This window comes from Christensenella sp. (assembly GCF_034927525.1).
Classification (GTDB): domain Bacteria; phylum Bacillota; class Clostridia; order Christensenellales; family Christensenellaceae; genus Christensenella.
In genome coordinates this window covers 1-11,735 of sequence record NZ_JAYFPU010000085.1, presented here as the reverse complement: position 1 = coordinate 11,735, position 11,735 = coordinate 1, and the positions used below count along the sequence as shown (strand labels likewise).

Genomic DNA, 11,735 nt, shown 5'->3' with positions numbered 1-11,735 from the left:
GAAAAACATGGAAGCAAAAACAAAGGACCTGTGGGTCTTTATTGAAACAAACGAAGATGGCAGCCCCAAAAATGTAGGGATTGAGCTCCTTACACCGGGCCGGATGATCGCCGATAAGCAGGGTGGAGAGTTAGTGGCCATCGTCATTGGGAATAATGTGGGCGTAGCCGTAAAGGAAGCCACGGAGCACGATGCAGACCGGATTATTTCTGTGGAAGGGGAGGAATACCAAACCTATTCGACAGATGCCTACACCAAGGCCATTTGCACCCTGGTGGAAAAATACGGCCCCACCAGTATGTTAATCGGTGCGACCAACAATGGCCGTGACCTCGGCCCCCGGGTGAGCTGCCGTTTAAAGACGGGCCTTACCGCAGACTGTACCGCCCTGGATGTGGACGAAGAAACCGGCAATGTAGCCTGGACCCGTCCTGCCTTTGGGGGGAACCTCATGGCTACCATCCAGTGCCCGAACCATCGGCCCCAAATTGGGACCGTACGCCCCGGGGTCTTTAAAAAGAGCATCGCCTCTGAAGGCCATGCTGTGAGCATTCGGGAAAATATCGCCATTGACCCCAGTGAAATCCGGACCAAGGTGTTAGAAGTCCTCCGGGATGTCGAGGGCGGCGATGTTGACCTGGAAGGTGCGGAAATCATCGTATCCGGTGGCCGTGGTGTTGGCGGACCCGAAGGGTTTGATACCATTAAGGCCCTGGCCGATGTCCTGGGTGCTACTGTAGGCGCATCCCGTGCCGCTGTGGATTCCGGATGGATCTCCCACGCCCATCAGGTGGGCCAGACTGGAAAGACCGTTGGGCCGAAGCTTTACATCGCCTGTGGGATTTCCGGAGCCATCCAGCATCTGGCTGGGATGAGCGGCTCGGACTGTGTCGTGGCCATCAATAAGGATGCCGATGCCCCCATTTTCGATGTGGCCGATTATGGTCTTGTGGGGAATTTATTTGAAGTCCTTCCGATCCTGGTTGAAGAAATTAAAAAAGCCAGGGCATAAGCAAGTATAGATTTTTTCCAAAACCCAACTCCTCCGGGTATATAACCTGGCGGGATTTCGAGGCGGGATTGGAGGAACACGGTTCATACCCAGGCAAGGCATGTACCGTTTATCGTCCCATAATCGGGATGATTGCTGTAGTTTAAGCCAAGGTGTACTTTGCTCAGTTTACGCACCTTGGCTTTTTTGGTAAAGTCATTTCATAAGGACAGTATAAAACCGTGAAAGGGAGAGGATTATGGTAAAAGAAGTTGTTTTGGCAGGAGCCTGCCGCACCGCCATTGGAAGCTATGGGGGAACCCTCAAGGATGTGCCGGCAGCTGATCTGGGGGCGATTGTTATTAAGGAAGCCCTTAGACGGGCTGGAATTGCACCGGAGGCTGTGGACGAGGTCCTGATGGGCTGTGTCCTTCAGACCGCCCAGGGTCAGGGCGTTGCCCGACAGGCAGCCATAAAGGCGGGGATTCCCGTGGAAGTTCCCGGAATCACCTTAAATAATATTTGCGGTTCTGGCTTAAAGACGGTCAATATGGCCGCCAATATGATCCTGGCCGGGGATGCGGAAATCGTCGTGGCCGGCGGCATGGAAAATATGTCCGCCGTACCCTATGCCATCCCATCGGCCCGGTGGGGATATCGGATGAACGATGGCAAGCTGGTGGACCCCATGATTAAGGACGCCCTGTGGGATGCCTTTAATGATTACCATATGGGCATTACGGCAGAAAATGTAGCCGAGCGCTGGCATCTGACCCGGGAAATGCAGGATGCCTTTTCCGCATGGAGCCAGCAGAAATGTGAAGCAGCCCAGGCCGCTGGAAAATTTGATGATGAAATTGTTCCGGTTCCAGTGAAGCGGAAACGGGAAAGCATAGAATTTAAAGTCGATGAATTTCCACGGAAGGGCGTTACAGCGGAAAGCCTGGGTAAACTCAAGCCGGCCTTTAAAAAGGATGGGACAGTAACCGCTGGCTCCGCCTCGGGCATCAATGACGGTGCAGCAGCAATCATTGTCATGTCGGCGGACAAAGCCAGAGAATTGGGAGTGAAACCCATGGCTCGCTTTGTGGTAGGGGCATCCGCAGGCTGCGATCCGGCAATCATGGGGGTGGGCCCCGTCTACGCCACTCGGAAGGCTTTTGAAAAATCGGGACTGACCATTGAAGATATGGATTTGGTAGAGGCCAACGAAGCCTTTGCTGCCCAAAGCCTGGCAGTGGGACAAGAGCTGAAAATTCCCAATGAAAAGCTGAATGTCAACGGTGGGGCCATAGCCCTGGGGCATCCGGTTGGATGTTCTGGTGCTCGTATTCTGGTATCACTCCTGTATGAGATGCAAAAACGTCCGGATGCGAAAATGGGTTTAGCGACCCTGTGCATCGGTGGTGGGATGGGGTGTGCAACCATTGTCGAAGCCATTGGCAATTAAGGGACAGGATTAGTCAAAATAAGAAAGGTGTGATTGTATGACAAAGGATGTAAAGTTTGAGGTGGAGGGTGCCGTCGGTATTCTGACCATCACCCGGGAAGGGGCACTCAATGCTTTAAATAGTGCTGTGCTGACAGCCCTGGAGCGTATTATTGAAGGCATTGATCTGGATACCATCCGGTGTCTGGTGCTGACCGGTGCTGGAAAAAAAGCCTTTGTAGCCGGGGCGGATATTGCTGAAATGGCTCAAAAGGATTACCCAGAGGGGAAAGCCTTTGCCGAAAAAGGAAATGCCGTGTTCAGAAAGCTGGAGGAATTACCCATTCCTGTTATCGCTGCGGTAAATGGTTTTGCCCTGGGGGGCGGCTGTGAGCTGAGCATGTGCTGTGATATCCGTCTGGCATCGGAGAATGCCCTCTTCGGACAGCCGGAAACCGGGCTGGGCATCATCCCGGGCTTTGGCGGAACCCAGCGCCTTATGCGCCGGATTCCAGTGGGAAAGGCCAAAGAAATGATCTTTGCCTGCACGAATATAAAAGCAGCGGAAGCGCTGTCCTTGGGCCTGGTGAACGGTGTCTATCCCCAGGAAGAATTAATGCCCGCCGCCATGAAACTGGCTGGGAAAATTGCAAACAATGCACCGGTGGCTGTCCGCAGAGCCAAGGCTGCCATGAACCAGGGGATTGAGGTGGATATTGATAGTGGCATTTCTCTGGAATGCGAAGCCTTTGGCCGCTGCTTTGAAACCGAGGATCAAAGCGAAGGGATGGCCGCTTTTTTGGAAAAGCGGAAGCACGCCCCGTTTAAAAACAATTAGGAGAAAATTAACCTGAAAAGGTTGGATACGAGGAGGTATTCTAAATGAAAATAGGTGTGATTGGTGCTGGAACCATGGGATCTGGGATTGCCCAGGCCTTTGCCCAAACCGATGGATATAGTGTCGTGCTTTGTGATATCACCCAGGACTTTGCTGATGGCGGCAAGGCCAAAATTGCGAAAAATCTGGAACGGTCGGTAAAAAAAGGGAAAATGGACCAGGCCGCAGCAGATGCCATATTGAATAATATTGAAACCGGATTACGGGATATATCCGCAGACTGCGACCTCATTGTCGAAGCCGTTTTAGAAAAAATGGCGATTAAGCATGAACTCTTTGGTGCACTGGATCAAATTTGTAAGCCAGAGTGTATTTTTGCCACCAATACCTCATCCCTGTCCATTACGGAAATGGGGGCAGGGATTGGCCGGGAAATTATTGGGATGCACTTCTTTAATCCCGCCCCGGTTATGAAGCTGGTGGAGGTGATTGCCGGGTACAATACCTCCAAAGCATTGGTGGAGAAAATTATGGAGATTGCAAAAGCCATTGGTAAGGTTCCGGTCCAGGTTGAGGAAGGGGCGGGCTTCGTGGTCAACCGCATTCTCATTCCCATGATTAATGAAGCCATTGGGGTCTACGCCGCAGGGACTGCCTCAGCAGAGGCGATTGACACCGCCATGAAGCTGGGATCGAACCATCCCATGGGACCACTGGCCCTGGGTGACCTCATCGGTTTAGATATTGTGCTGGCTATTATGGAGGTGCTCCAGAGCGAAACCGGGCTGGACAAATACGCACCCGAACCCCTGCTGCGTAAAATGGTGCGGGGTGGTGCCCTGGGCATGAAAACAGGCAAGGGCTTTTACGATTACAGCAGGTAAAGGGGAAGGAGTCATTTATTATGGATATCAAGCGTACGATTTCAGAACGCCGTTCAGTGCGGCGGTATAAGGATACCCCACTGTCCAACGCAGAGATTACAGAAATCTTAGAAGCCGGTACCCTGGCACCATCTGCCATCAACCTTCAGCCCTGGTACTACATTGCAGTAAAAAGTCCCGAAAGCCTGGAACGGGTTCTGTCCATTATGGCGGTTACCTCCGAAAAGATTCGGCCGGAGCTGGAGGAACGCTTTGGGGAGCATCCCCAGGTCATTGCCAGTACCCAGCATTTCATTTCCCTTTTGGGTGGGGCCCCCATGTGCGTCTTGGCCTTTATGAATAAGCCGAAATTTGCCAATTGGAAGCGGGAATCCGTCATTCAAAGCATTGCGGCGGGGATAGAAAACATGATTCTAACCGCCCAGGGAAAGGGCATCGCCTCCTGCTGGCTGACGGCTCCCCTGGAAGCCGGCCTGGCCGAGGATATTCAGAAGGAATTTGCCCCGGATAAGGGCCCCATGGTGGCCATGGTTACCTTCGGCTACCCGGATCAGGAGCCGAAAATGCCGAGACGTAAGGAGGATCGGTTTATTATTATCTAGCACAGATATTTGCATTATCCTTGGGATTGGGCTATTATATCCATATAAAAGGGAAAGGTTAATGAAATGAGTTACTATAATAATAGCCCTCAAAATCCTTCAGATGAAGCCACTCCAGAAGTTACTGATAGTGATACCCCGGAAGAAAAGCAGGAGCGGGAGCACCTTATTTTAGAAATGCTCTGTACCAGTGGAAAATACTATTATTATTTGGCCATGTCTTTTGTTGTTATTAATGTAATTGCATATTATGTGTTACGAATGCACTATGGGAATCTATACGGCCCGTATTTTCAGGTGAAATATCACACGGGGGAGCACTGGTTGATAGGAGCATTTATTACCGCTCCTAGTTTGATTGCTTTTATCCCAGAATTCTACTACAAAAATGCAATCTATTACCCGTCATCCCGGAGCGATCGGCTAGTTTATTGCCTTTGGACTTTGCTTATGATTATTGCAGCAGATGGTATTAGCTGGCTGTGGGTGGGTGTTATTACAGGGCATCCGGATGTGGCGGTCAATCTTATGCTGTGTGCCCTGCCCTTACAGCTCATTGTTCTGGCCCTGCCCTTGTCCAACCGAATGAGTTGTTATTTTCACTTCTGTCATTTGAAGCGGCAGCGCAAGCGGCGGGATAAGGGGGATATTGATTGGCGTCAATACAAATGAGCCCAGCACGCACAAACGAAAGGATGGAATCAAGGGATGGATATTCGTGTCTTGCGGTATTTCCTGGTGGTGGCCAGGGAGGAGAACATCACCCGAGCGGCGGATCTGCTCCATGTCACCCAGCCCACCCTTTCCCGGCAGATCATGCAGGTGGAGGAAGAGCTGGGGGTCAAGCTTTTTACAAGAAGCAACCATAACATTATCCTCACCGATGATGGCATGCGCCTGAGACAGCGGGCCCAGGAAATTGTGGATCTGACGGATAAAACAGTCCGGGAATTTACAATGTCCGACAATAATCTGGCAGGGGAAATCACCATCGGCAGCGGAGAGCTCCACAGCGTCCATTACCTGGCAGAGCTTTTATCCCAGTTTCACAAAATGCACCCACTGGTACATTTTGTGCTGTACAGCGGTCAGGCAGACCATATAAAGGAGCGGATGGAACGGGGGCTGATTGATGTGGCCCTGCTGTCGGAGCCGGTGGACATGGTACGTTATGATTTTATGCGGTTGCCAGAGACCGAGGAGTGGGGCATCCTGATCCATGAAGACTCGCCCCTGGCGAAAAAGGAAAGTGTGACACCCCAGGATTTGGTGGGGGTTCCCCTCATCATGCCCCAGCGGGAGCTTATAAAAAGTGAGCTGTCCAGTTGGTTTGGCCCCTATGCGGACCAGGTCGAAATCCTTATGACTATCAATCTGCAATACAATGCAGCCGTGCTGGTTAAGCATCGGCTGGGTGCTCTGGTTACCATTCGTCTGGAAAGCCAGTACGAAAATCTGCACTTCATCCCCCTATCTCCAAGGTTAGTTTTCGGGTCTGCCATCGCCTGGAAGCGCAACCAAGCCCATTCCGCCACCACCACCGCTTTTATTGAGTTTATCAGAAAATACAAAAAAAGCATATCCAGCGATAAGATATAAGCATTTTCGCAATTTTAGAAATTGTACTATACTATAAGTATCCCACAGAGATATTTCAGAATGAAGACAAGGTAAGGGCAGGGCGATGATAAAAATACGAGAACCCCGGCTGCCCCTGCGGGACCATCGCGTCCAGCTTTACGAAGTAAAGATGTAGGTTGCTGTCTTATGGGCGTTAGCGAATAGCAGCCGATGACCGATGGTTCGCAATATACGAAAATTCCGACCTCTTTTTAATAAGGGAATTTTTGTAGATTGTGGACAAAGCAAAGTGTTTAAATCGGCTAAAGCCGATTCATCCGTACAAGAAAGTATTCTTGTACTCAAGCGCTACTCGCTAACTCGCAGCTTACGCCTGAGGTCCGGGGTGAATCTTTTTTATCAGCGTCCTGACCGTGCTATGCCACTTTGTCTACACTCTGAAGCATCCCACCGGGATGCTTATTTTTTTCGCATAAAAGGAGGTCCTCAATGACAATCGATGAGGCAAGCCAGGCCTATAATATTCCCATTGCAATACTCAGGGAATACGAAGGCTGGGGGTTGTGTGCAGAGGTGAAAAAGGTAATGGGAGACTGGCAGTACGATGATACGGATTTAGAGCGGCTGGGCATGATTATGACCCTCCACGACATTGGGTTTTCTAATGAAGAGGTCAAGGAATATATGGAGCTCTTCCTTTCCGGGGAGTCCACCGAAGGGGTGCGAATGGCCATGCTCAACAAGCATCGCAGCATCACCCTGGATGAAATTCACTTCCAGGAGAAAAAGCTGGGAAAGATGGACTATCTGAGACATGAAATCGCCAAAGCAATGAAGTAAAGACCGCCTGAGGGTATTTTAAAAATCCCTTGACTTGGAGTCCACTCCAAGGGTTAGTATTAAAATAAAAAGAATTGAATTTCAAAATGAAAGTTGGAGGATCAATCAATGAACCACAAGGTGTTAGTCACTTATTTTTCGGCCAGTGGGTCCACGGCAAAGGTCGCCCGTCAGATTGCCAAGGCGGCCCAGGCAGATATCTTTGAAATACTGCCGGAGACGCCTTATACGGCAGCAGATTTGGATTGGCAGAATAAAAATTCCAGAAGCTCTGTGGAAATGACGGATGCAGGGTCCCGGCCAGCCATTGCTACACGTGTGGACAATATGGAGGATTACGATACTGTATTTCTGGGCTTTCCAATCTGGTGGTATGTCGCCCCCACCATCATCAATACCTTTTTAGAAAGCTATGATTTTTCCGGTAAGACCATCATTCCCTTTGCCACCTCCGGCGGCAGCGGCTTTGGGCGCACGGTGGAGGTATTAAAGCCCTCCTGTTCAGATACAGCCTGCTGGCAGACCGGAAAGGTGCTAAATGGAAGCTCTGAAAAAGCCGTGGACAAATGGGTCCAGGGATTCAATTTATAAACAAGGAGAAAACCAAATGAAAATTATACAAACCGCAGGGCGGGATGCCCTTGGAGAATTTGCACCACAGTTTGCCGCATTCAATGATGATGTGCTCTTTGGAGAGGTCTGGAGCAGTGACGGCCTGCCCCTGAAGGAACGCAGCATGATTACCATCGCCGCCTTTATGGGCCGGGGACTGGTGGATTCTTCCTTCCAATATCACCTGGAAACGGCGAAGAAAAACGGCATGACCCAAACCGAAATTGCAGAAATCATTACCCAGCTGGCCTTCTATATTGGCTGGCCCATGGCCTGGGCAGCCTTTAACCTGGCCAAGAAGGTATGGACGGATACCGTACCCGAGGCGGATGGTAAATCCGCCCATCAAAACGCCATCTTCTTCCCCATTGGCGAACCCAACGATGCCTATGCCGAGTATTTTGTAGGGCAGAGCTACCTGGCTCCGATTTCCACGACCCAGGTGCCCATTTACAACGTCACCTTTGAACCGGGGTGCCGGAATAACTGGCATATCCATGAGGGGACTGCTGGCGGCGGCCAGATGCTCATCGGTGTCGGTGGCCGGGGCTATTACCAGGCCGAGGGTGAGGAAGCCGTGGAAATCCTGCCGGGGACCATTATCAATATTCCCGTTGGGGTGAAGCACTGGCACGGTGCAGCACCGGACAGCTGGTTCTCCCACCTGGCCGTAGAGATACCGGGCGAAGCCACGGGCAATACCTGGCTTGAGGCGGTGTCTGATGCAGATTATGGGAAATTGAAGTAAGGAGTATAAAAAAAGCATGTTATTTAACGCAAAGGGGCAAGGGGTATGAACCTGTATAGGTTACACTCCTTGCCCCTTTGTTTTTTCTCTGCCCCTTGAGTGGATGGCGTGTTATAATGAAGTCAGTAGGAGAGGAAACCCCTTACTGCGCCGTCTGCGTATCCCAATAACGCTTAAGGGTCTGATACAGGACTTCTGTATCGATGGGCTTGGCGATGTGGCCATTCATCCCACTGGACAGGGCGGCGGAGATGTCCTCGGTAAAGGCGTTGGCCGTCATGGCGAAAATGGGGATTTATGCAGCATCGGGATGCTGAGGCGGCGGATTTTCTCGGCGGCTTTATAGCCATCTAAAATGGGCATCTGGATATCCATGAGGATGGCATCATAATATCCGGGCGCAGCGGCTTCAAAACGATCAACGGCTTCCTGACTATTTTCTGCACACTCCACTGTGAAATGCACCATTTCCAGAAGCTCAACGGCAATTTCCCGATTGAGGGCATTATCCTCAGCCAGGAGGATACGCCGGCCCATGAAATCATAATCGTCCTGGTCCGCAGTCAGCGTCATCAGGACATTGCAGACTGTGGATTGGAAGAGGGGCTTTGGCATAAACATATTGGTACCAGCAGCCTTGGCTTCATCCTCCACCTCGGACAGATCGTAGGCAGAAACAATAATGATGATGGTGTCTGCATCAAAGAGGGCCCGGATTTTCCGGGTGATGTCGATGCCGTTCATACCGGGCATTTTTCAGTCCACAAAGCAAACATCGTAGCCGGTGCCCTGTTCATAGGCCTCGGTGATAAATAATGGAAAGGGCTTCTTCGCCGCTGTGGGCAACATCAAATTGGACGCCAATGCGCTCAAGGACAATGGAGGTGTATTCAATGGTGCCGCCATCGTCATCAATGACCAATGCACGGATATCCTTGAAATCCGTTGGTTCGTATTCCTCTGACCGCTGTTCCACCGCAAAGGACAAATCGACAGTAAAGGTCATCCCTTCATCTTTTTTGCTCTGGAGCTTGATGGCACCGTGCATTAATTCCACCAGGTTTTTGGTGATGGACAGCCCCAGGCCGCTGCCGCCGTGGGTCTTGGCGATTTCTGCACTTTCCTGCTCAAAGGGCTTAAAGATGCGCTCCTGCATTTCCTCTGAAATACCACAGCCCGTATCCGATACCGTAAAGCGCAGGAATACCGTGCTGGATTTACGGCTGAGCTGTACCACCACAACCTTGATGCTGCCTCCCTCGGGGGTGAATTTATGGGCGTTGGACAGCAGATTCAAAAGGACTTGATTCACCCGCAGGGAATCACCGATTAAGAATTCTTCGGTTACATCCTGGAGCAAAAGATCGAAATTTTTTCGATTTTCCGGCTGCGGATCAAAAGGGCCAGACAGGCCCCCAGGAGAAGGCCAAGGCATAACAGGGGATAGCGGTACGGATAGACAAAATCCAAAAATGTGGTTCTGTATTGGCTGGCGGCGGTGTTTTCCATGATGATGGTATCCACCTCCAGGGTGCTCATCTGCTTAATGGCCTTATCCACAATGGAAATGAAAGTTCCGCTGCTGAGCTGCTGGGCCGTATCACTGCTATCCCCCTGGAAGGCGATGGTGGAGATGCAGAGCTGGTCGTCCAGGGACTGAATGGGGAGGACGCTTAACCCATTGTAGGCGGGGTTGGCCGTGTTGAGGCTGTTATACTCCACATTGCTTAAGACGTAGATTTGATTCTCCCGGAGGTAATCATAGGTGACATCCGTGGCTGGCAGGGCGGCGTATTTAAAGGTCATGCCGGTGATCTCCGAAATCCGATCCAGGACATCCCGGGTGACACCGGCAAATTCACCAGTGCTTTGATCGGTGTAGGAAAGGGGGGCGTGGTTGACTTCGTAACCGATGGTGATCTCCCCGATGTTTTTAATAAATTGGGTTTCGGCATAGGTGAATTGGGTATTGCTGTACATGGGAAAATACTGATTCATCAGATCGGTTTCGAAGGTGGGATTGTCCATACGAATGTCGATCATGGCTTCGTTCAGCTCGTCAAGGAGGGCGGTGTTGCCCTTTTGGGTAATGTAATAGACGGGCATGGGATGGAAACGGCCCAGCAGCTTCACATCATCATCGGCAAACATGATATTGGTCACCACGACATCCACGGTACCGCTGTGTAGGGCATTGAAAAGCTCGGTGGTGTTGTCGTACAGGGTTAAATTTGGCGTAAAGCCAGCACTGACACAATAATCCTCCAGAAATTTGGTGGTGAAGGTTGAGTTCTGGGTACCACCGTATTTCAGCGTTGCTATGGTGGTAAAGTCTTCGTACAGTAGATCCTCCCGGGTGGAGAGGGTGTAGATGGCAGCGAATTCGGTGCCCATGGAATAGACGCTGTAATCAAAGGCGGCACTGAGGGCTTCGGTTTTCTGGGCAGGTGCCAGCAGGTCGATGCCGCTGCTTTCCAGCAGGCTGGTGGCTTCCACCCCGTTTGACACCTTTACAAATTCGTAGTTCCAATGGGTAATTTGGGCAATCTTGTTGAGATAATCCACGTTGTAGCCCCGGGCTTCTCCCTTTTCATTAAAATCCTGGAATTGACCCAGGGAAAACACCCCACCCGAACGGTTCTTTCCGTTGCCAGCGCTTCTGGCATCACAGTGGCGGTAAGCAGTAGCAATGCGAAGAATACAGTCAATACTTTTTTCAAAATCCTATCCTCCCCTGTAAGAAATTTGATGATAATTTGTATGGAACAGCCATTAAAAAAGTGCATGAAAACAGGGCGGTCTTCGGGATGGACAGTCTACAGACTGCCTTTATCCTTTAAAACCGCCCCGGGGAATTAAGAGGTCCTGGTAAGGCTGTATTTTTCGAATGTCATTACTATTCCCCCCCTACAATTAATTTCGCTGCTGGGTTTATAGTAATAATAATATAAAAAACAAAATGGGAGTATACTTTATTCCAATTCCAGTCCACCGGTGTAGAGCTGGTAGTATTCGCCGTGTTCTGCCATGAGGGTGTCGTGGTCACCGCGTTCAATGATGCGGCCCTGCTCCATCACCATGATGGCATCGGCATTTTTAATGGTGGAGAGGCGGTGGGCGATGACGAACACCGTCCGGCCAATCATCAGGCTGTCCATGCCGGCCTGGACCAGGGCTTCGGTCCGGGTGTCGATGCTGGAGGTGGCTTCG

General features: G+C 50.8%; 14 protein-coding genes and 1 pseudogene. 10 read left to right on the top strand and 5 right to left on the bottom strand.

All coding sequences use genetic code 11. The annotated features are described in order from the left end of the window. The first annotated feature begins 7 nt into the window (after window positions 1-7). From VB081_RS03300 to VB081_RS03255, 10 genes are all read left to right on the top strand, one after another. Window positions 8-1,012, top strand: coding sequence for an electron transfer flavoprotein subunit alpha/FixB family protein (locus tag VB081_RS03300; protein ID WP_323399423.1), 1,005 nt, complete (start codon window positions 8-10; stop codon window positions 1,010-1,012). Window positions 1,013-1,250: 238 nt separating this feature from the next. Further along, entirely contained in the window at window positions 1,251-2,441 is a 1,191-nt protein-coding gene (locus VB081_RS03295; protein ID WP_323399422.1) for an acetyl-CoA C-acetyltransferase, read from the top strand. A 37-nt stretch (window positions 2,442-2,478) separates the two neighbouring features. Next, the gene (locus VB081_RS03290; RefSeq protein WP_323399421.1) at window positions 2,479-3,258 is read left to right on the top strand and encodes an enoyl-CoA hydratase-related protein; all 780 of its coding nucleotides are present in this window, start codon (window positions 2,479-2,481) and stop codon (window positions 3,256-3,258) included. A 44-nt stretch (window positions 3,259-3,302) separates the two neighbouring features. Then, entirely contained in the window at window positions 3,303-4,142 is an 840-nt protein-coding gene (locus VB081_RS03285; protein WP_323399420.1) for a 3-hydroxyacyl-CoA dehydrogenase family protein, read from the top strand. Window positions 4,143-4,162: 20 nt separating this feature from the next. Beyond that, window positions 4,163-4,744, top strand: a complete 582-nt coding sequence (locus VB081_RS03280; protein ID WP_323399419.1) for a nitroreductase family protein — start codon at window positions 4,163-4,165, stop codon at window positions 4,742-4,744. 66 nt (window positions 4,745-4,810) lie between these two features. Further along, window positions 4,811-5,416 carry a hypothetical protein gene (locus VB081_RS03275; RefSeq protein ID WP_323399418.1) on the top strand — a complete coding sequence of 202 codons (606 nt, stop codon included), beginning with the start codon at window positions 4,811-4,813 and terminating at the stop codon, window positions 5,414-5,416. A gap of 36 nt (window positions 5,417-5,452) precedes the next feature. Next, the gene (locus tag VB081_RS03270) at window positions 5,453-6,343 is read left to right on the top strand and encodes a LysR family transcriptional regulator (protein WP_323399417.1); all 891 of its coding nucleotides are present in this window, start codon (window positions 5,453-5,455) and stop codon (window positions 6,341-6,343) included. A 471-nt stretch (window positions 6,344-6,814) separates the two neighbouring features. After that, window positions 6,815-7,165 (top strand): MerR family transcriptional regulator, encoded by a 351-nt coding sequence (locus tag VB081_RS03265; protein WP_323399416.1) that lies wholly within the window; start codon window positions 6,815-6,817, stop codon window positions 7,163-7,165. 108 nt (window positions 7,166-7,273) lie between these two features. After that, window positions 7,274-7,756 (top strand): flavodoxin, encoded by a 483-nt coding sequence (locus VB081_RS03260; protein ID WP_323399415.1) that lies wholly within the window; start codon window positions 7,274-7,276, stop codon window positions 7,754-7,756. Between the two features lie 16 nt (window positions 7,757-7,772). Beyond that, the gene (locus tag VB081_RS03255) at window positions 7,773-8,525 is read left to right on the top strand and encodes a carboxymuconolactone decarboxylase family protein (protein ID WP_323399414.1); all 753 of its coding nucleotides are present in this window, start codon (window positions 7,773-7,775) and stop codon (window positions 8,523-8,525) included. A gap of 276 nt (window positions 8,526-8,801) precedes the next feature. Here the strand turns inward: VB081_RS03255 and VB081_RS03250 are convergent, their stop codons facing one another. From VB081_RS03250 to VB081_RS03230, 5 genes and pseudogenes are all read right to left on the bottom strand, one after another. After that, window positions 8,802-9,269: a response regulator gene (locus tag VB081_RS03250; protein WP_323399413.1), complete on the bottom strand. Its 468-nt coding sequence runs from the start codon at window positions 9,267-9,269 to the stop codon at window positions 8,802-8,804. Window positions 9,270-9,318: 49 nt separating this feature from the next. After that, window positions 9,319-9,822 (bottom strand): ATP-binding protein, encoded by a 504-nt coding sequence (locus VB081_RS03245; RefSeq protein WP_442872700.1) that lies wholly within the window; start codon window positions 9,820-9,822, stop codon window positions 9,319-9,321. A 47-nt stretch (window positions 9,823-9,869) separates the two neighbouring features. Beyond that, window positions 9,870-11,090: a transporter substrate-binding domain-containing protein gene (locus tag VB081_RS03240; RefSeq protein ID WP_323399411.1), complete on the bottom strand. Its 1,221-nt coding sequence runs from the start codon at window positions 11,088-11,090 to the stop codon at window positions 9,870-9,872. After that, complete coding sequence (locus VB081_RS03235; RefSeq protein WP_323399449.1) at window positions 11,036-11,245, bottom strand: hypothetical protein; 210 nt, start codon at window positions 11,243-11,245, stop codon at window positions 11,036-11,038. Before VB081_RS03235 ends, VB081_RS03240 begins: the two co-directional genes overlap by 55 nt. A gap of 252 nt (window positions 11,246-11,497) precedes the next feature. After that, window positions 11,498-11,735: pseudogene (locus VB081_RS03230) on the bottom strand (ABC transporter ATP-binding protein); the annotation flags it as partial.